The sequence below is a fragment of the Pseudoduganella sp. jia 9 genome, assembly GCF_055502615.1.
On sequence record NZ_JBUPWE010000010.1, the window covers coordinates 114733 to 134278 of the forward strand.

Annotated in this window: 21 protein-coding genes; 11 read left to right on the forward strand and 10 right to left on the reverse strand. The window is 64.8% G+C overall.

Features of this window, described 5'->3' with window-relative positions; genetic code table 11:
- The first annotated feature begins 1 nt into the window (after position 1).
- The 3 genes from iscX to ACY34H_RS14505 are packed head-to-tail and all read left to right on the forward strand — an operon-like array spanning position 2 to position 1740.
- Positions 2–196 (forward strand): Fe-S cluster assembly protein IscX, encoded by a 195-nt coding sequence (gene iscX, locus ACY34H_RS14495; RefSeq protein ID WP_137313976.1) that lies wholly within the window; start codon positions 2–4, stop codon positions 194–196.
- The gene (locus tag ACY34H_RS14500; RefSeq protein WP_464978182.1) at positions 183–1070 is read left to right on the forward strand and encodes a class I SAM-dependent methyltransferase; all 888 of its coding nucleotides are present in this window, start codon (positions 183–185) and stop codon (positions 1068–1070) included. Before iscX ends, ACY34H_RS14500 begins: the two co-directional genes overlap by 14 nt.
- Complete coding sequence (locus ACY34H_RS14505) at positions 1063–1740, forward strand: RNA pseudouridine synthase (protein ID WP_464978183.1); 678 nt, start codon at positions 1063–1065, stop codon at positions 1738–1740. Before ACY34H_RS14500 ends, ACY34H_RS14505 begins: the two co-directional genes overlap by 8 nt.
- Before the next feature lie 78 nt (positions 1741–1818).
- On the opposite strand, the gene ACY34H_RS14510 is transcribed toward ACY34H_RS14505, so the two are convergent.
- Genes ACY34H_RS14510 through ACY34H_RS14530 form a run of 5 tightly spaced genes read right to left on the reverse strand, consistent with a single transcriptional unit; the run spans position 1819 to position 4523 of the window.
- On the reverse strand, positions 1819–2130 hold the full coding sequence (locus ACY34H_RS14510; protein ID WP_464978184.1) for a hypothetical protein: 312 nt from the start codon (positions 2128–2130) through the stop codon (positions 1819–1821).
- A gap of 36 nt (positions 2131–2166) precedes the next feature.
- Positions 2167–2694: an RDD family protein gene (locus ACY34H_RS14515; protein ID WP_464978185.1), complete on the reverse strand. Its 528-nt coding sequence runs from the start codon at positions 2692–2694 to the stop codon at positions 2167–2169.
- Positions 2681–3535, reverse strand: coding sequence for a DUF3106 domain-containing protein (locus ACY34H_RS14520; protein WP_464978186.1), 855 nt, complete (start codon positions 3533–3535; stop codon positions 2681–2683). Before ACY34H_RS14520 ends, ACY34H_RS14515 begins: the two co-directional genes overlap by 14 nt.
- Positions 3536–3549: 14 nt before the next feature.
- Positions 3550–3957 (reverse strand): DUF3619 family protein, encoded by a 408-nt coding sequence (locus ACY34H_RS14525; protein WP_464978187.1) that lies wholly within the window; start codon positions 3955–3957, stop codon positions 3550–3552.
- A complete protein-coding gene (locus ACY34H_RS14530) occupies positions 3954–4523 on the reverse strand; it encodes an RNA polymerase sigma factor (protein ID WP_464978188.1) in 570 nt (189 codons plus the stop codon). The genes ACY34H_RS14525 and ACY34H_RS14530 overlap by 4 nt, the downstream gene beginning before the upstream one ends.
- A gap of 492 nt (positions 4524–5015) precedes the next feature.
- On the opposite strand from ACY34H_RS14530, the gene ACY34H_RS14535 reads away from it, so the two are divergent.
- From ACY34H_RS14535 to ilvC, 3 genes are all read left to right on the forward strand, one after another.
- Complete coding sequence (locus ACY34H_RS14535) at positions 5016–6737, forward strand: acetolactate synthase 3 catalytic subunit (protein WP_464978189.1); 1722 nt, start codon at positions 5016–5018, stop codon at positions 6735–6737.
- 1 nt (position 6738) lies between these two features.
- Entirely contained in the window at positions 6739–7230 is a 492-nt protein-coding gene (gene ilvN / locus ACY34H_RS14540) for an acetolactate synthase small subunit (RefSeq protein WP_131144674.1), read from the forward strand.
- 73 nt (positions 7231–7303) lie between these two features.
- Positions 7304–8320: a ketol-acid reductoisomerase gene (ilvC, locus tag ACY34H_RS14545; protein ID WP_131144675.1), complete on the forward strand. Its 1017-nt coding sequence runs from the start codon at positions 7304–7306 to the stop codon at positions 8318–8320.
- A 52-nt stretch (positions 8321–8372) separates the two neighbouring features.
- Here ilvC and ACY34H_RS14550 read toward each other — a convergent pair whose 3' ends face one another.
- Genes ACY34H_RS14550 through ACY34H_RS14560 form a run of 3 tightly spaced genes read right to left on the reverse strand, consistent with a single transcriptional unit; the run spans position 8373 to position 10744 of the window.
- Entirely contained in the window at positions 8373–9119 is a 747-nt protein-coding gene (locus ACY34H_RS14550; RefSeq protein WP_464978190.1) for a LytR/AlgR family response regulator transcription factor, read from the reverse strand.
- Entirely contained in the window at positions 9116–10228 is a 1113-nt protein-coding gene (locus ACY34H_RS14555) for a sensor histidine kinase (protein WP_464978191.1), read from the reverse strand. Before ACY34H_RS14555 ends, ACY34H_RS14550 begins: the two co-directional genes overlap by 4 nt.
- 30 nt (positions 10229–10258) lie before the next feature.
- Entirely contained in the window at positions 10259–10744 is a 486-nt protein-coding gene (locus ACY34H_RS14560; protein ID WP_464978192.1) for a nuclear transport factor 2 family protein, read from the reverse strand.
- Positions 10745–10926: 182 nt separating this feature from the next.
- Here ACY34H_RS14560 and ACY34H_RS14565 point away from each other — a divergent pair, with 182 nt between their 5' ends.
- The gene (locus tag ACY34H_RS14565; protein ID WP_464978193.1) at positions 10927–13143 is read left to right on the forward strand and encodes a hybrid sensor histidine kinase/response regulator; all 2217 of its coding nucleotides are present in this window, start codon (positions 10927–10929) and stop codon (positions 13141–13143) included.
- A 6-nt stretch (positions 13144–13149) separates the two neighbouring features.
- On the opposite strand, the gene ACY34H_RS14570 is transcribed toward ACY34H_RS14565, so the two are convergent.
- Complete coding sequence (locus tag ACY34H_RS14570; protein WP_464978194.1) at positions 13150–14784, reverse strand: alkaline phosphatase family protein; 1635 nt, start codon at positions 14782–14784, stop codon at positions 13150–13152.
- Positions 14785–14933: 149 nt separating this feature from the next.
- Between ACY34H_RS14570 and ACY34H_RS14575 the strand changes: the two genes are divergently transcribed.
- From ACY34H_RS14575 to ACY34H_RS14585, 3 genes are all read left to right on the forward strand, one after another.
- Positions 14934–15713 (forward strand): SIMPL domain-containing protein, encoded by a 780-nt coding sequence (locus tag ACY34H_RS14575; RefSeq protein WP_464978195.1) that lies wholly within the window; start codon positions 14934–14936, stop codon positions 15711–15713.
- Positions 15714–15900: 187 nt separating this feature from the next.
- Entirely contained in the window at positions 15901–16770 is an 870-nt protein-coding gene (pssA, locus tag ACY34H_RS14580; protein WP_464978196.1) for a CDP-diacylglycerol--serine O-phosphatidyltransferase, read from the forward strand.
- A gap of 33 nt (positions 16771–16803) precedes the next feature.
- Positions 16804–18357: a 2-isopropylmalate synthase gene (locus ACY34H_RS14585; RefSeq protein ID WP_464978197.1), complete on the forward strand. Its 1554-nt coding sequence runs from the start codon at positions 16804–16806 to the stop codon at positions 18355–18357.
- A gap of 63 nt (positions 18358–18420) precedes the next feature.
- Here the strand turns inward: ACY34H_RS14585 and ACY34H_RS14590 are convergent, their stop codons facing one another.
- Positions 18421–18915, reverse strand: coding sequence for a hypothetical protein (locus ACY34H_RS14590; protein ID WP_464978198.1), 495 nt, complete (start codon positions 18913–18915; stop codon positions 18421–18423).
- Positions 18916–19079: 164 nt separating this feature from the next.
- On the opposite strand from ACY34H_RS14590, the gene rpsO reads away from it, so the two are divergent.
- On the forward strand, positions 19080–19349 hold the full coding sequence (gene rpsO, locus ACY34H_RS14595) for a 30S ribosomal protein S15 (protein ID WP_464978199.1): 270 nt from the start codon (positions 19080–19082) through the stop codon (positions 19347–19349).
- Positions 19350–19546: the final 197 nt, after the last annotated feature.

Here is a 19546-nt window from a genome sequence, read left to right on the forward strand (position 1 = left end):
GATGAAATGGACGGACATCACGGCGATCGCGGAAGCGCTGTATGACAAATATCCGCACCTGGACCCGACGCAGATCCGCTTCACGGACCTGCACCACTGGGTGGTGACGCTGGAAGGATTCGACGACGATCACAAGCGTGGCGGCGAGAAGATCCTGGAAGCGATCCAGCAGGCGTGGATCGATGAAGCGCAATAAGGCGGACAAGGCGCCCCTGCCAACCACGGTGACGGACATCCCGGAGGTGAAGCCGGGGCAGTCCGTCGCGCTGCTGCAGGAACTGCACATCCTCACGCGTGACGGCAAGCTGAACCAGGATAGCCGGCGCAAGCTCAAGCAGGTGTATCACCTGTACCAGTTCATCGAGCCGCTGCTGAACGACGTGGTGCAGGACAAGGGCGCCGTGTCGCTGGTCGACCATGGCGCCGGCAAGTCCTACCTCGGCTTCATCCTCTACGACCTGTTCTTCAAGGCGCTGCAAGGCGATTCGCATATCTACGGCATCGAAACGCGCGACGAGCTGGTGCAGCGCTCGCGCGAACTGGCCGCGAAGTTCGGATTTGCGGGCATGTCGTTCCTGCCGTTGTCGGTGGCCGAATCGACCACCTCGTCCGACCTGCCGGAGACCATCGACATCGTCACCGCGCTCCACGCGTGCAACACGGCAACGGACGACGCGATCGATTTCGCGTTGAAGAAACATGCAAGGCATATCGTGCTGGTGCCGTGCTGCCAGGCCGAAGTGGCCTCGGTGCTGAAGAAGAACAAGGGCCAGTCGCTCGGCAAGAGCGCGCTCACGGAAATCTGGCGCCACCCGATCCACACCCGGGAGTTCGGCAGCCAGATCACCAACGTGCTGCGCTGCCTGCAACTGGAAGCGCACGGCTACCAGGTCAACGTGACGGAACTGGTGGGCTGGGAGCATTCGATGAAGAACGAGCTGATCATCGCTACCTACAAGAACCTGCCGCGCAAGCGTCCCGCCGAGCGCTTGAAGGAAGTGCTCGATACCGTCGGGCTGCAGGAAATGGGCCATCGTTTCTATACCGGGGCGGAGGCTGCGCATGAGTGACGAGTCGATCCGCCTGTCCAAGCGGGTAATGGACGAGAAGGGCTGTTCGCGGCGCGAGGCGGAACTGTACATCGAGGGCGGCTTCGTGCTCGTCGATGGTGCCGTCGTCGAAGAGCCGGGCGCCCGCGTCGCCCCGGCACAGGCGGTATCGCTGGCGCCGGACGCCACGCTGCTCGAGATCGTGCCGGTCACGATCCTGCTGAACAAGCCGGCCGGCGCCGATGCGCTGCGCTGCCTGCTGCCGGAAGCACGCAGCGAGCACGCGGCAAAGGAGCGCTTCCTGAAACGGCACCTGCACAATCTCACGCCGGTGCTGCCGCTCGACCCGTCGGCCAGCGGCCTGTTCGTGTTTACACAGGATTACCGCGTCATCCGCAAGCTGGTGGACGAGCCGGGTTCGGTGGAGCAGGAACTGATCGTCGACGTCGACGGCACGATCGCCGACAATGGCCTCGCCCAACTGAACCAGGGCGCCACGAAAGTCAGCTGGCAGAACGAACGGCGGCTGCGCTTCGCCGTCAAGGGACCGAAACCGAGCCAGGTCGAGCGGATGTGCGGCGCCGTCGGACTCACCCCCACCGCCATCCGGCGGCTGCGGATCGGCCGACTCTCGATGGGCAGCCTGCAGGTCGGGCAATGGCGCTACCTGCTCGGCTACGAACGCTTCTAACCCGCAAAACTGGGGACGGACCCTGGTTTCAAGGCAATTTTCCTGAAAACAGGGGTCCGTCCCCAGTTTTTCGGGGTATCACTTTCGCTTCTTGCTGTTCGCCGTCGCAGTGCTCGTGTAGAACTCCGGCGGCTTGCGTGCCACCCAGTCGATGAACGTACGGATGTCCTCGTTCTCGCGCAGTTTCTCCCAGGTGTGATACGTCCGGAACAGTTCCTTCTCGGTGAAGACCGAATGGATTTTCCGGTGGCAGATCTTATGGATGGGGAACTGCGCCCGGCCCTTGAACGTCTTCGGCACGAGGTGGTGCCGGTCGATGTTGGCCGTGCCGAGCGGGCGGCCGCATAGTGGGCACAGCGGTTCGGTGAGGGAGTCGTCGTCCGGGATCATCCGGCACAGGTGAGGGCGGCAGCCGTCCCTGCAAGGTCAGGCCGTCTGCGCGGCGGCCTTCTTCGCCGGCTTCGGCAGTTGCACGAGGCGCGTGCCGGCGATGCGGTCGTGCAGGAACTGGCGCTCGCGGTCGAGCAGGGCGGTCAGCGACCACGCAGCGATGCCGATGGCGATGGCACCCAGCGCATGCCAGTGCGCGAGCCCGAACGCCCAGCTGGCGACCAGGGCCGGCAGCACCCACATCCAGGCCAGCAAGTACCGCAACGCAGCCCGCTTCGGCGGTACCGGCGCGCCATCGGGCAAGGTCAGGCGCAGGCGCCAGGTCTGCATCGCCAGCGTCTGGCCGTTGCGGCTCCATTGATGAATGAAATACGCCCCCAGCACGAGGAAAGCAAGTGCCTGGCGGCCATGCTCGACCGCGGCTGCATGGCTGGCATCGACAACGAATTCAAATACCAGGAAAGGCAGGAACAGGGCGGCGAATGCCAGCAGCAGCTCATACACCATCGACACGAGGCGGCGCCTGATCGAAGGTGTCGATACAGCCGCGTTATTTGGCTGCATGGGGTGCGGCGGATGACGCGGCGGGAGCTGGCGCGGCTGCCGGAGCGGCGGCGGCCGGGGTTGCCGGCAATGCTGGAGCGGGCACCGGCACCGGCACTGGCACTGGCACTGGCACTGGCGCCGGCGCTGGTGCCGGTGGATTCTGCTGCAACATGACGGCCGGCGTGGCGGCGCCCTCGAGCGGATACACGAGTTCCTGCACCGGCTGGGGCGGCGGTGGGGGCGGCGGCGCCACGGGCACAGGGGGCGGTGTCGCGGCAATCACGGGCGGGGGAGCGGCCGGCCCATGCGGCTTGGCCGGCTGCGGGGTTTTTGCCAGGCTCTGTGCCGGCGTGGGCGGCTTCGCCACCTGCTGTTTCTTCGTGGTGCCGGCCTTGGCCAGCTTGCGTTTTTCTTCGTCCGACAGCTGCTGGTATTCTTCCCACTGGGCCGCTTTCTTGCCGCCGACGGCGCGCTGCGCACGCGCATAATTCTCGCGTACGGCCTTGCGTTCTTCGGGGGACATTTCGGTCCAGGCGCGCATGCGTTCAAGCATGCGTTTTTTCTCCGCGGGTTTCATCGTCGCGTAGCGGCTGGCGATATCCAGCCACTTTTGCTTGCGCACGGGGCCCAGGTCGTCCCAGCCCGCCTTGAGCGGGCCAAGCGCTTCTTTCTGCGCGGGCGTGAGATCCTGCCAGCGCAATTCATTGACGGAAGGGGACAGCAGTGCCGATGCGGAGGCCGCGGGTGATGGCGCAGCGTCCGGACGGCCATGGCGCAAGACGGCAACACCGGCGGCGATCGCGACGATCAGCGCTGCGGCACCACCGAACATCCATGCGCGGCCGTTCTTTTGCGCCATCCTACGCGCCATCCCTAACGCCCGCGGGTTTCAAGATAGGCGTTGAAACCGTTATCCAGGTAGGCCTGCAGCGGCAATTCGTCCGTCAGCAAAGCCGCATCCAGTTCGGCCAGTTCGGCGATCGACTGCTGCTGCTCGTACTGGTAGACACCGACCATGCCGCCCATGACGAGCAGAAGCGGCAAGACCACGGAGACGCGGCCGATCCAGCCGAACGGTGCCGAGAAGAAGCCATTGCCGCCGGCGGTGGCGGCCACCGTCGCGGTACGGGTCACGCGCACTTCCACGTGTGGCTTCTTGCGGGCCAGGGCGGCCTGGCGGGCGGCGGCAAGGCGGTCGGTAGTCGAGGCCGGCAAATCGTCCAGCTTCTCGTTGAGCGCATGGCGCACGCGGTAAGCGAAATTGATTTCTTCGGTATTCATAGTTTGATTCCCTTGGCTTTGAGTGCTTCGGCGAGAGTGTGATTTGCTCTTGAGCAATGTGTTTTCACGCTCCCTTCGGAACATCCCATCGCTGCGGCCGTCTCTGCTACATCCATATCCTGCCAGTAACGCATAAGGAACGCTTCGCGTTGACGCGTCGGGAGCTTTTGCACTTCATCTTCAATGAGTTGCAGAACCTGCATGCGTTCGACCTGGTCAGCGCTCGATTCGGCGGCCTGGGTGCCCTGTTCGGCCTCGTAGGATTCGAGTATATCAAAATCCTCATGTTCCTCCTGGGAATTCCCCAGTCCGGAAAACAGGCTGACCCAGGTATTTCGCACCTTTTCGCGGCGAAAGTAATCGAGGATGGTGGTTTGCAGGATCCGCTGGAACAGCAGCGGCAGTTCGGCGGCCGGCTTGTCGCCGTATTTTTCCGCCAGCTTGATCATTGCATCCTGGACGATATCCAGTGCCGCCTCATCCTTGCGCACTGCATAGACCGCCTGCTTGAAGGCACGTCGTTCGACGTTTTCCAGAAAGTCTGAAAGTTCTTTATCTGTTGCCATCAGGAGGGGAGTGCGTGCCGTTGAGGTCTTCTGAGTTGTGCATCCTAGCAAATATCACGTTATTCCGCATTTTTTTGGCGCTTTTCGCCACGCTTATCCATTTTGCATGCACCGAACAGGAGCATAAGGTCGAAAAATCATAATATTCCTTGACCAGCGATGGTGCAACGCAGTAACGTATGGAACGCTTCGCACACCACGAGGCTCCCAGATCGCGCGCCGCTGCACACAAGGCCGCCGTGCCCGATCCGCTTTCATATGTCAGCAGTTTGCTCCAGCCCGTGCCAAAAGCGCGAGAGGTCGGCCGAACAGCTGCAGAAACTCCAGCGGAAATAATTGCGTTACAGCGTCCGTCTCGCACCCCACTACGGTTGGGGGAACAGCCGGCGTGACCGCAAATGCAAGTACGCTCGAGGGAGCTGTGGCGATAGGCTAACTTCGACAGGCAAGAGCATCCGTTCAATCTCCTATGGACCTTGAAAGGAATGTTTCATGAACACCGAAGCAGCCATCACTGGCGCCGAGATACTCGTGCGCTGCCTGGCCGAAGAGGGCGTCGAACACGTCTTCGGCTATCCGGGAGGAGCAGTCCTCTACATCTACGACGCCATCTTCAAGCAGGACAAATTCCAGCATATCCTGGTTCGCCATGAGCAGGCTGCCATCCATGCGGCGGACGCGTATTCGCGCAGCTCGCAGAAGGTCGGCGTTGCCCTCGTCACGTCCGGTCCGGGCGTCACCAATGCGGTGACCGGCCTGTCGACCGCGTACATGGATTCCGTGCCGATGGTCGTCATTTCCGGCCAGGTGCCGAGCCATGCGATCGGCCAGGATGCATTCCAGGAATGCGACACGGTCGGCATTACGCGTCCCGTCGTCAAGCACAATTTCCTCGTCAAGGATGTGAAGGACCTGGCCGAAACGGTCAAGAAAGCCTTCTATATCGCCCGCACCGGCCGTCCCGGCCCTGTGCTGGTCGACATCCCGAAGGACATCTCGATGCACAAGCACGTGTTCTCCTATCCGAAGGAGATCGAGATGCGCTCGTACCGGCCGGTCGACAAGGGCCACTCCGGCCAGATCCGCAAGGCGGTGCAACTGCTGCTGGCGGCCGAACGCCCGATGATCTACACGGGCGGCGGCGTGATCCTGGCCAATGCGGCGAACGAATTGAACAAGCTCGTCGAACGCCTCGGCTTCCCCGTCACGAACACGCTGATGGGCCTGGGCGGCTCGCGTTCGTCGAGTGACCAGTGGGTGGGCATGCCCGGCATGCACGGCACCTACGAAGCGAACATGGCGATGCAGAATTGCGATGTGCTGATCGCCATCGGCGCACGCTTCGACGACCGCGTGATCGGCAACCCGAAGCACTTCGCCTCGAACCCGCGCAAGATCATCCACGTGGACATCGATCCGTCGTCGATCTCCAAGCGCGTGAAGGTGGACATTCCCATCGTCGGCAACGTCAAGGACGTGCTGATCGAATTCCTGGCGCAGCTCGACGCAGCCGACCACAAGCCGAATCCGGCCCAGCTGTCGAAGTGGTGGAACCAGATCACTGAATGGCGCAACCGCCAGTGCCTGCGGTACCCGACGTCGGACACGATCATCAAGCCGCAATCGGTCGTCGAGAAAGTCTACGAGATCACCCGTGGCGACGCGTTCATCACGTCGGACGTCGGCCAGCACCAGATGTGGGCCGCGCAGTACTACAAGTTCGACAAGCCGCGCCGCTGGATCAATTCCGGCGGCCTGGGCACGATGGGTGTCGGCCTGCCGTACGCCATGGGCGTGCAGATGGCGAACCCGGATGCCACGGTCGCCTGCATCACCGGCGAAGGCTCGATCCAGATGAACATCCAGGAACTGGCCACGTGCAAGCAGTATCACCTGACGCCGAAGATCATCCTGCTGAACAACCGCTTCCTTGGCATGGTGCGCCAGTGGCAGGAACTCGACTACGGTTCGCGCTATTCCGAGTCGTACATGGACTCGCTGCCGGACTTTGAAAAGCTGGCCGAGGCCTATGGCCACGTCGGCATGCGTATCGAGAAGCCGGGCGACGTCGACGGCGCGCTGCGCGAAGCGTTCGGCATGAAGGACCGCCTGGTGTTCATGAACTTCATCACCGACCAGAGCGAAAACGTGTGGCCGATGGTCCAGGCGGGCAAGGGCCTGTCCGAAATGCTGCTCGGTTCGGAGGACCTCTGATATGCGACACATCATTTCTGTTTTGCTGGAAAACGAGGCGGGCGCGCTGTCCCGCGTCGTCGGCCTGTTCTCGGCGCGCGGCTACAACATCGAGACGCTGACCGTGGCGCCGACCGAAGATTCCACGCTGTCGCGGATGACGATCGTCACCAGCGGCTCGGATGACATCATCGAGCAGATCACCAAGCACCTGAACCGGCTGATCGAGGTGGTCAAGGTGGTCGACCTGACCGAAGGCCAGCACATCGAGCGCGAGCTCATGCTGATCAAGGTGAGGGCGGTGGGCAAGGAGCGCGAGGAAATGAAGCGCACCGCCGACATCTTCCGCGGCCGCATCATCGACGTGACCGAGAAGACCTACACGATCGAACTGACCGGCGCGAAGAGCAAGCTCGACGCCTTCATCGACGCGATCGACCGCACCTCGATCCTGGAAACCGTCCGCACGGGCGGCTCCGGCATCGGCCGCGGCGAACGCATCCTGAAGCTCTGAGTCGAACCCCGCTCCGATCTTCGCCCAGCTGTAAATTATCTATACGATTCACACAAAATACTTAGGAATGACCATGAAAGTTTTCTACGACAAAGACGCTGACCTCTCCCTGATCAAGGGCAAAAACGTTGCCATCATCGGCTACGGCTCGCAGGGTCACGCGCACGCACAGAACCTGACCGAATCCGGCGTGAACGTCACCGTCGGCCTGCGCAAGGGTGGCGCGTCGTGGCAGAAGGTCGAAGCGGCCGGCATCAAGGTTGCCGAAGTCAACGACGCAGTGAAGGCGGCCGATGTCGTCATGATCCTGCTGCCGGACGAGAACATCGCCCAGGTCTACAACGAAAACGTGGCACCGAACATCAAGCAGGGCGCCGTGCTGGCCTTTGCCCACGGCTTCAACGTGCACTACGGCCAGGTCGTGCCGCGTGAAGACCTCGACGTGATCATGGTCGCACCGAAGGCCCCGGGCCACACCGTGCGCAACACGTACAAGCAGGGTGGCGGCGTGCCGCACCTGATCGCCGTGTACCAGGACAAGTCCGGCACCGCCCGCGACATCGCCCTGTCGTACGCATCCGCCAACGGCGGCGGCAAGGCCGGCATCATCGAAACCAACTTCCGCGAAGAGACCGAGACCGACCTGTTCGGTGAACAGGCCGTGCTGTGCGGCGGTACCGTGGAACTGATCAAGGCCGGCTTCGAAACGCTGGTGGAAGCGGGCTACGCGCCGGAAATGGCGTACTTCGAGTGCCTGCACGAACTGAAACTGATCGTCGACCTGATCTACGAAGGCGGCATCGCCAACATGAACTACTCGATCTCGAACAACGCCGAATACGGCGAGTACGTGACCGGCCCGCGCGTCGTCACCGCCGAGACCAAGGAAGCCATGCGCCAGTGCCTGAAGGACATCCAGACCGGCGAATACGCCAAGTCCTTCATCCTGGAAAATAAGGCCGGCGCACCGACGCTGATCTCGCGCCGCCGCCTGACGGCCGAGCACCAGATCGAAGAAGTGGGTGCGAAACTGCGCGCGATGATGCCGTGGATCGCCGCCAACAAGATGGTCGACAAGTCCAAGAACTAAGCGGCTTTCGCCTCACGAAAAACGGCCCTGACGGGCCGTTTTTTTTTGCCCGTCAGGCTGCTCTCCGCTGCCGTTCCAGCGCCGCCAGCAGTGCATCGATATAGGTGCGGCTGGCGCGCAGCGGCGTGCCGTCGCGCAGCCGCAACAGGGCGTCGCGGTTGCCCAGCGTGCGCAGTTCGGCCACGCGGTCCAGGCGCACGATGGCCGAGCGGTGCACCCGGACGAACGCCGCCGGGTCGAGCGATTCGGTCAGCCTGTGCAGCGGCGTGCGCACCAGGTATTCGCGGCCAGCCGCGTGCAGCGTGGCGTAATCGCCCGCCGCGTCGATCCAGTCCACGTCGCCGGCATCGACGAACACCAGGCGGCTGCCGTAGCGCACGGTGAAACGCGACAGGTAGCCGGCATGCCGCTCGGTGCTGACCGGCGCGTGTTGCCGGAAGCGCCAGGCCTGCCGGGCCCGGATTACCGCTTCCGCAAAGCGCTCATCTTCCACGGGCTTCAACAGGTAATCGACGACGTCCAGTGCGAACGCCTGCACGGCGAACTGCTCGTATGCCGTCAGCAGAACGGCCAGCGGCCGCTCCGCCGGCGGCAGCGCGGCCAGCACGTCCAGCCCGTTCAGGCCGGGCATGTCCACGTCGAGGAACACCAGGTCGGGCCGCGCGTCGCGGATGCCGGCCAGCGCGGCGGGCCCGTCGCCGTATTCCGCCACGACGCCGATATCCGGGCATTGCCGCAGCCGGGCCAGTACGCCGGCACGTGCCAGCGGTTCGTCATCGATGACAAGCGCGCGCATCATGCCGCGCGGACCCAGGATGCGCCGGCGCCGGCCTCGCGCCGCAGCGGCAGTTCGATCGCCACTTCGAACCGGCTGCCGGCAAGGTGACGGGCCGTGAAACGGTACGTGCCGCCGTACAGCTTGCGCAGCCGCTCGGCCACGTTGCGCATGCCCACGCCCAGCGAATCGCCCTCGGCACCCGCGACGCGCGCATCGTTGACGACCACGATGTGCAGCATGCCGTCGCCCGCGGCGATCGTCAGCGCCAGTGCGCCGCCGGCGGGATCGGGCGCGATGCCGTGCCGCACGGCGTTCTCGACCAGCGGCTGCAGCAGCAGGCACGGCACCTGCGCATCGAGCAGTCCGGGGCCGATGTCGATGCCGATGCGCAGCCGGTCGCCCAGCCGGGCCTTCTCGATCTCCAGGTAGTTTTCGGTCAGCGCGAGCTCGTCGGCCAGCGAGTGCTCATGCGCGTGCTCATGCGCGTGCTCATGTGCGTGATTCGTGGCCAGCGTGGCCCGCAGCAGGTCCGCCAGCTGGGCGATCATGCGGTTGGCATCGCGGTCGCGGCCCGTGGCCACCAGCGCGGAAACGGCATTGAGCGTATTGAACAGGAAGTGCGGCTGCAACTGGTAGCGCAGCGCGCGCAATTCGGCATCGCGCGCCAGCAGCAGGGCCTCGGCCGCGCGCGAGCGCTCGGCGCCCAGCGCGCTGTTGTAGGCCACCACTGCATGGGTGGTGCAGAATGCGATCAGAGGCAGCCAGCAACCGTCCAGGCCCGCGAAGAGCATGTCCCAGCGGTAGCTCTCGCGCAAGCCGAGGCGGATGCCCACCGTCTGTCCCAGGGCGCTGTTCGCGACCGACATCGCGTAGGTGGCCGCCAGCAGTGCCAGCGCCACGACCCACCAGTGCAGGCCGCGCCGCCACAGCTGGCGCTGCAGCCACGCGGTGGGCGCGATCCACGCCAGGTAGGTGCACAGGTACAGCGTGCGGAAGATCAGAGGGCGTTCGTGGCCGAAGTCCGGCACGGCCATGATCGCGATGCACGCGGAGATCGGCAGCGCCGCCAGCAAGGCGTGATGAAAGGGGGGATCGGCCAGGCGGGCCGTGTCGAACGAGCGCGGGGACATCGAGCGATTGTAGCCGCAATTCCGGCAATATCAGCCGAGTGAAAATACCATCGAACTGATCTTCCAGCCGCCTTCCGTTTTCACCATATGCCAGGATTCGGCGCCCTTGTTCGTGACCTTGCCGTTTTCGACGAAATCGAAATCGAAGTACACCGTGCCGATGCTGCCGTTGCTGTGGATGCGCACATTGTGGAAGCGTTCTTCGACGGGTACCTTGCTGTTGCCGATCGATTCGGCGAACTGCCGGTAGGAGGATGGCCGCACGCGCGGCTGGCCCGGTTTCAGCCTGGCCGGATCGCTGGCCACCATCAGCCAGCTGTTATCGGCCGGCAGGAACATCGCTTCCAGCGCCGCGCGGTCTTTCGCGATGATCGCGGCCTGGAAGGCCTTGACGATGATATCGATCTCCGCCACGGCGACTGCATCGTCGCCGGCCGGTTCCGCGTGGGCGGCCGGGACGAACACGGGCAGCAGCATGGAAGACAGCAGCAGGGTGGTTGCCAGCAGCTTTTTCATCGGGGTTCTCCGGTCATGGCGATCCACGCAATGTAAGACGGCGGCCAGGCCGAGGGAAACCTTTTGCGGCGAACCGTTCGTTGCGCGCGACGAAGCGTGCACGACGTTGTGTTGCTTGCTCGGATAGAATCGATGTTGCTGTTTCGTTATTGCTGCTTCATGATCGCCATTCGCCCTCACCCATGCCTATCAGAACCCGCCTGCTGCTGCTGATCCTGTCGATCCTGTTCCCCGCCGTGGTGGTGGCATCGGTGGCGGTATGGTACGTGTACCAGGAACAGCGCAAGGCCGAGGTGGCCGGTACGCGCGAGGCGGTGCGCGCACTGTCGCTGCTGGCCGACCGCGAACTGCTGGCGATGGAAGCCGTCCTGCGCACGCTGGCCGCGTCGCCGGTACTGCGGCATGGGGACCTGCGGACATTCCGCGAGCAGGCTCGCCTCGTGGCACCGCCCAGCCATTCAACGGTCGTATTGATGGACCTGGAGGGGCGCCAGCTGCTCAACACGCGCCACCCTTTCGGCGGGCCGCCGGCGCAAGGCAGATCGAATCTGATGGCGCTGCGGCGCGCGCAAGGGCCGCAAGGTACCGTGGTTTCCGACCTGTTCATCGCGCCGGTCGGCAAGCGTCCGGATATCGCGGTGCAGATCCCTGTGCGGGTCGACGGCCAGTTGCGTCATTACCTGGCGATGGGCATGGCGGCGGAACGGCTGGTGCCGCTGCTGGTCCAGCAAGGGCTGCCGCCGCAGTGGACCGCGTCGCTGGCGGACCGCCAGGGCCGCGTGATCGCGCGCAGCCGCGATGCCCACAAGTACATCGGCATGCACGTGCGCCCTGCGCTGCGCGCGCGCATCCTGGCCGGCGAACGGGCCGGCGTGCACCAGGGTGTCACGCTGTCCGGCACCGATACCATGGCGTTCTTCAGCCGCGCCCCGCTGTCCGGCTGGACCGTGATCCTCAGCGTGCCGCTCGACGAGATACGCCGGCCGGCGATCTACGCGGCCACCGGCTTTGCCGCGATGATCGTGCTGATGCTGGCACTGTCGATCGCCGGCGCGCACTGGTATGCCCGGCGCACCGCGGCGCCCATCGAGCGTTTGCGGCGCAGTGCCGAGGCGCTGGGTGCCGGCGAACCCGTGGCGGCACTGGTCTCCGGAATGGCCGAGGCGGACGCCGTCAGCCGGGCGCTGGCCGATGCCGGCGCCCGGATCCGCGACAACGAAGCGGAGCTGGAGCGCAAGGTGGCCGAGGCGGTGGCCGCGGCCGAGCGCGCCCAGCGCGCGCTGCTGCAGGGCCAGAAACTGGAGGCGCTGGGCCGGCTCACGGCCGGCATCGCCCACGATTTCAACAACGTGCTGCAAACCCTGTCCGGCGCCCTGCAGCTGATTCCGCTGACGCAGGACCGCGCGCGGGTCCAGGCGCTGGCCGATACCTGCCAGCGCGCCATCGCGCGCGCCACCACGCTGACCGGCCAGATGCGCTCGTTCGGCACCGTGCAGGACGCGCGGCTGGCCACCGTCGACCCGGCATCGGCCGTGCGCAATGTATTGCCGATGTTGAAGAATGCGCTGCCGGACAACGTGGAACTGGTGCTCGACCTGCAGGAGTCGCCGGAACGCCCGTGGCCCGTCACCATCGATCCGCTGCAGATGGAGCTGGCCTTGCTGAACCTCGTCATCAACGCGCGCGATGCGATGCCGGGGGGCGGCAAGGTAGGCGTCGCGCTGCGCAACGAGGCATTGGCGGATGCGGTACAGGGGCAGGCAGCGGGCCTGGCGCCGGGCGACTACCTGCGCCTGTCGGTGACCGATACCGGCACCGGCATGAGCCAGGATACGCTGGCGCACGCGCTGGAACCGTTCTACACGACGAAGGGAGTGGACAAGGGCACCGGTCTCGGCCTGCCGCAGGCGTATGGTTTCGCCATCCAGTCGAACGGCAAGCTGGTGTTGGACAGCTCCCCCGGCGCCGGAACCACGGTGACGATCTGGCTGCCGCGCGCCGCCGGCGCGGCAGACTCCGCCGGCGATGACGCCAGGCCTGCGCCGCCCGCGCTGCAAGCGGCCGACGGGCTGGTGCTGTTCGTCGAGGACGACCCGCTGGTACGCGAAACGATGCTGGCCGCCCTGGTCACGGCCGGCTTCGAGGTGCACGCCGCGGCCAGCGGCGACGAAGCGCTTGCCGTGCTGGAGTCCGGTGCGCCGGTGCGCCAGGTATTTTCAGATATCGTGATGCCCGGCGCGATCGGCGGCGTCGAACTGGCGCGCATCGTGCTGACGCGCTATCCGCATGTGCGGATCGTGCTGGCCACCGGCTATACGGACAGCCGGGTCAACCTGCCCGGCGTGCGGCTGCTGGCCAAGCCTTACGATATCGCGGAGCTTTACCAGGCGTTGGGCTGACCGGTATTACCGCTTGCGCAGGATCTCCGTCAGCACGCGCCCCTCGGCGCCCGCCGGGGCCCGCACCTGCAGCAGCGCGGCCAGCGTCGGCGCGATGTCGACCACCTCGGCATACTGCGTGTAATTGCCCGGCGCGATCCAGCGCTTGCCCATCATGACCAGGGGCACGCTGGTGTCGTAGCGGTACGGCGTGCCATGCGTGGCACCGCTGGTGCCCGAACCGAATGCCCAGTAGGCGCGCGGTACCACGACCAGGTCGCCGGACTCATGGCGGTGCCAGCCGCGGCGCATCAGCAAGTCCTGGCGGGTGCCGCTGGCGCCGCTTTCCTCGAAGCGCGTGCGGGTGTAGACGTCGGCGACGCCGGCCTGCGCCAGCAGCCATTTGCTGGCGGCGGATTCGATGTCCGCGCGCTTCAGGCCTGCCTTGTCGATGGCGTTGCCGTCGAAATAAATGTTCGGCAGCACGGCATTGGCGATCGGCTTCACGCCGCCGAAGGCGGCGGCCAGGTGCTGGTCCAGTCCGGCCAGCAGCTTCTTGCCGTCGATGCGGCCGGCATCGATGCGCTGGCGCTGCGAGAACTCGGCGCTGTTGGCAAAGCCGTGGTCGGCCGTCAGCACGATCATCCACTCGTCCGCCCCCACGCGCTTGTCGAGGTAGGAGAAGAAACCGGCCAGCATCCGGTCCAGCCGCTGCAGGTGGTCGTGCGACATCTTGCTTTCCGGGCCGTGGCGATGGTTTACGTAGTCGTGGCCGGAAAGGCTCACGCCCAGCAGGTCCGGCACGCCGGCCGGGTTGGCGCCCAGCGCTTCGCCGTCGATGGCTGCGCGGGCGAAGTCCAGCGTCAGCTCGTCGACGGCGGGGCCTTCCTTCAGGCGCTTGTAATAGCCGGCATCCGGCTGGCCGCTCTCGCTGTAGTACGGGAAGTCGAACAGCGGACCTTCCGCGTCGCCGGCATAGGCGCTGTCGGCCAGCAGCGGGCGCCACTTCTGGCCGTAGTAGCGGTCCTGCGGCTTGCCGGACAGGTAGCGCTGCACCCATTGCGGATGCTGCTGCATGTACCAGGTGCTGCTGGCGAAATTGCCGCTGCGCTCCATGTACATGTATGCCGTGCCGCCCTTGCCGGCCAACAGGATCGCGCCGCGGTCCTTGCCGGAAACGGCGATCACCCTGGCGCGGTTTCCGGTCGCGTAGCGAAGCTGGTCGCCCAGCGTATCGACGCGCAGCCTTGCCGGCGACGTGCCGTCGTCCGGCGCGGTTTCCTCGCCGATGTACTGGTGATTGCGGTCCTCGGTGCAGTAGACCTGCTTGCCGGTGGCGCGGTCGACCCAGTGATTGGCGACGATGCCGTGCTGGTTCGGGTAGGCACCCGACAGGATGGCGGCATGGCCGACCGCCGTGACGGTCGTGCCGTGTGCCTGGTGCGCGTCGGTAAACCAGGCGCCGCCGTCGAGCAGGCGCCGGAAACCACCGTTGCCGAACTGGTCGCGATAGCGCACCAGTTGTTCCTGCGGCAGGCCGTCGACGGCCATGACGACGACGAGTTTCGGGGCGGGATTCGGTTTCGCGGGTGCGGCCGCGGCAAGGCTGGACAGCGCCAGGGTCAGCGGCAAGGCCAGCGGCAGGAAGATCGTTGTTTTCATGTTCAAAAAGTAAAACGGTCAGTCTTCCATGATGACAGATCCCCGTGTCGCCGCAATGACATGATTGTTACAATCGTTCACCAACTGTTCCCGGCCGTGCCTGGCGGATCGGTTAAAGTGCGCTGACCATTTCAACCGAGGAGAAGCGCATGACCCTGATGAAAACCGTGGCCCCCGCCGCACTCGTAGTGACGCTTTTGCTTGGCTCGGCGCATGCCGGCGCCCAGGCGCCCGCGCAGGCCGGGGCGCAGGCGGGCGGCACCACCGTCATCATTCCCGCCTATGGCGAGGTAAAGGCGCCGAACGACCAGGCCACCGCCGTGCTGGCGATCGAGGAGCAGGACAAGGACAAGGCCGCCGCCGCTTCGCGCGTCAACCAGAAGATGAAGCAGGGCCTCGAGATCCTGAAGCGCGCCGACCCGCAGGCCAGCCTGAAGACGATGAACTACTACACGTACCCGGTGTATCCGGAAGACCGCCCGGTGCAGCCGATGGCGGCCAGCAAGCCGCGCGTGCCGACCGCCTGGCGCGTCGGGCATTACGTGGAAGTGAAGACCACCAACCTGGCCGGCCTGCCGAAGACCGTGGCCGCGGCGCAGAAAATACTGACGCTGAACGCCATCAACTTCGGACTCACGCCGGAGGCGACGAAGAAGCTGGACGACCAGCGCATTGCCGCTACCTACAAGAACCTGAACGAACGCATCGCCTCGGTGGCCTCGGCGATGGGCCGGCCGGTGGCCGATGCAGTGCTCGATACCGTGGACTTCGAAGGCTCCGGCAACTACGCCGGCAATGAGGCGGCCCCCGCACCGATGATGATGGCCATGCGCAAGAGCATGGATACCGCCGAGGTGGCCGAGCCGTCGTTCGAGCCGGGCGAAACCACGTTGCAGATGCGCCTGGTGGGCAAGGTGCGCTTCCGCTGAGCAGGATGGGCGCCGCGCACATTCCGCACATTCGGCGTGTACCGGACATCCCGCACGCCAGCCACCTGACCCGAGTGCTCCGCTATCTGCGTGCTCCTCTATAATAGGGTTCACCCGGCCGGGCTTTCCCCGGCCGGAACAGAACAATAGCGCAGCGCTCACGCAGCAATAACGCACCAGGTACTCAATGGCTAAATTCCCCCGCCGCCGGCCCAAGCCCGGCGCCGCTCCCAATGGCAAGCCGCCGCGCCGCAGCGCGTTCAGCAGGTTCGCCCGCAAATACAACGAACGCGGCGAGCTCCGGCCGCGCCGCGGCATCTACCTGCTGCCGAACGCGTTCACGACCGGGGCGCTGTTCTGCGGCTTCTACGCGATCGTGATGGCGATGAACCAGCGCTTCGAGCACGCGGCCTGGGCCATCTTCGTGGCGATGCTGCTCGACGGGCTCGATGGCCGCGTGGCCCGCCTTACCAACACGCAGAGCGAATTCGGCGCCCAGTACGACAGTCTGTCCGACATGGTGTCGTTCGGCGCAGCGCCCGCACTCGTCATTTACGAATGGTCGCTGCGCGGCCTGGGCAAGCTGGGCTGGATCGCCGCGTTCGTCTATTGCGCGGGCGCAGCGCTGCGCCTTGCCCGCTTCAACACCAACATCACCGTCGTCGACAAGCGCTACTTCCAGGGCATGCCGAGCCCGTCGGCGGCGGCGCTGATCGCCGGCTTCGTGCTGGTGATGGTCGACATGGGCGAGCACGGCGTGTACTACCCGTGGGCGTCGTGGGCGCTGGCGCTGTTCGCCGGCCTGACGATGGTCACCAATGTGCCGTACTACAGTTTCAAGGACGTCAACTTCAGGAAATCGGTACCGTTCATCACCGTCTTCCTGATCGCGCTGGCATTCACGCTGGTGTCGCTCGATCCGCCGAAGGTGATGTTCCTGCTGTTCGTGCTGTACGGGCTGTCCGGCTATGTGGTGTTTGCCGTGCGGCTGGCGAAAGGCAAGCCGGTGTCGATCGTGCAGGTCGACGAGGAACCCGAGGAAAGCGACCGCCGCTGACTCCCTGGTCGGCGGCCAATCGAGGAGCAATTCATGAGCAACCGCCTGATCATTTTCGATACCACGCTGCGCGACGGCGAGCAATCGCCCGGCGCGTCGATGACCAAGGAAGAAAAGATCCGCATCGCGCGCCAGCTGGAAAAGCTGCGCGTGGATGTGATCGAAGCCGGCTTCGCTGCCGCCTCTCCCGGCGACTTCGACGCCATCCGCGCCATCGCCGCCACCATCAAGGATTCCACGGTCTGCTCGCTGTCGCGCGCCAACGACCGCGACATCTCCCGCGCCGCCGAGGCGCTCGAGCCGGCCGCCAGGAAGCGCATCCACACCTTCATCGCCACGTCGCCGCTGCACATGAAGATGAAGCTGCGCATGGAGCCCGAACAGGTGCTGGAGCAGGCCACGCAGGCCATCCGCTTTGCCCGCCGCTTCACCGATGACATCGAGTTTTCGCCTGAGGACGGCAGCCGCTCCGAGGAAGATTTCCTGTGCCGCGTGCTGGAAACCGTGATCGCCGAAGGCGCCACGACGATCAATTTTCCGGATACCGTCGGCTATGCGGTGCCCGAGCTGTTCGGCGAGACGATCCGCCGGCTGCGCGAACGCATCCCCAATTCCGACAAGGCCGTCTGGTCGGTGCATTGCCACAACGACCTTGGCCTGGCGGTGGCCAATTCGCTGGCTGGCGTGATGATCGGCGGCGCGCGCCAGATCGAATGCACGATCAACGGCCTGGGCGAACGGGCCGGCAATACCGCGCTGGAAGAAGTGGTGATGGCGCTGCGCACGCGCGGCGGCTACTACAACCTGGAATGCGGCATCGATGCCACGCAGATCGTGGCGGCGTCGAAGATGGTGTCGCAGATTACCGGCTTCGCCGTGCAGCCGAACAAGGCAGTGGTCGGCGCCAACGCGTTCGCGCACGCCTCGGGCATCCACCAGGACGGCATCCTGAAGGCGCGCGAAACCTACGAGATCATGCGCGCCGAGGACGTGGGCTGGACCGCCAACAGGATCGTGCTCGGCAAGCTGTCCGGCCGCAACGCCTTCAAGGCGCGGCTGCAGGAACTGGGCATCGAGCTCGATTCGGAAGGCGACGTCAATGCCGCCTTTGCCCGCTTCAAGGACCTGGCCGACCGCAAGGCCGAGATCTTCGACGAAGACATCATGGCGCTGGTCTCCACCGAGGAGCGGGAGGAGGGCGAGCACTACCGGTTGGTATCGCTGGCGCAGCGCAGCGAAACGGGGGAGTTGCCGCACGCGCGCGTGGTGTTCGCGATGGGCGAGCGGGAAGTGCTGTGCGAAGGCAGCGGCGACGGGCCGGTGGATGCGATCGTCAACGCCATCGAGAGCCAAGCGAAGAGCGGCGCGGAACTGGTGCTGTTCTCGATCGCCGCGATCAGCCCCAGCTCGCAGTCGCAGGGCGAGGTCACGATGCGCCTGTCGCAAGCGGGGCGCATCGTCAACGGCGTGGGCGCCGATCCGGACATCGTGGTCGCCTCCGCCAAGGCCTACTTGGCCGCGCTGAACAAGCTGCACGCGAAGGAGCGGGTCAATCCGCAGACGGCGCAGGAAACGGGAATCCAGTAATTCCGCCGCAAAAATATTGCCCGAAAAATGGGGGCGTACCCCAGTTTCCGGGCAATTAATTGCTTAGAAAAAACCTTCTTTCGCCTCCCGCATCGGATCCGGCCCGGCCATCATCTCGCGCACCTTGCCATCCCGGCTGAAATGGATGTGCATCATCGCATCCCACACACCCGACTGCTTGTAGCGGTAGCTCCACACTTCCAGGTCGCGCCGCGACAGGTACATCGTCTCGGCCGGATGGCCGAACGTGTGCAGGATCGAGGTCTTGTCATCCGTGCCCAGCTTCACGCCGGCGAATTTCTCGTCAGTGAGCACCTGCTCGTACGAGCGCAGCCGGCCGTCGGCGCCATAGCGCGCCATGTAGGTGAACTGGCCGAACGCGCCGGCGCCGTACTCATGGATCGTTTCGCCGCCGCTGGCAAAGCGGGCGCTGGGCGTGCCGAGGCGGGATTCGACCGCCGCCATCGGCTCGCCCGGCTGCGGCGGCGGGCCCAGGGCGCAGCCGCACAGCAGGACGGCAAGTGCCCCGGCCATTGCTGGAATGATCACTTTTTTCATGTTCGGCTCCCGGCTTGTTGAACGATTGTAGTCAGAAGTTGGTACACCCCGCGCGAATTCCGTTATACTTGCGGGCCTGTCCGAACGGGCAGGCTTTATTTGTTCAACGTAATCACGATGCGCAGGGTCCCGTTACTCCGTGCATCGCATGTGAAAGGTTCATCATGACTGTAGAAAACATCAACAAGTCCGCGATCATCGCCGACAACGCACGTGGCCAGAACGATACCGGCTCCCCTGAAGTGCAGGTTGCACTGCTGACCGCTCGCATCAACGAGCTGAACGGCCACTTCAAGGAACACAGCAAGGATCACCACTCCCGCCGTGGCCTGATCAAGATGGTCAACCGCCGCAAGAGCCTGCTGTCCTACCTGAAGAACAAGGACGCAACCCGCTACCGCGACCTGATCTCGAAGCTCGGCCTGCGTAAGTAATTTTTGCATTCCCGGTTTCAAAAGATGCCTGCGCCAGTTCGCTGACGCGGGCATTTTGTCATTTGTAGTGTTAAAAAATTGCCAACTGGAATTCACGATTGGTGAAGTAGTACGAAACGCGTAAGACAAAGCACGATAGTACGGAAAGCAGTACGGCGGCCGGTGCGGCCGCCCGCGGTGAGGTGAACGACAGCCCC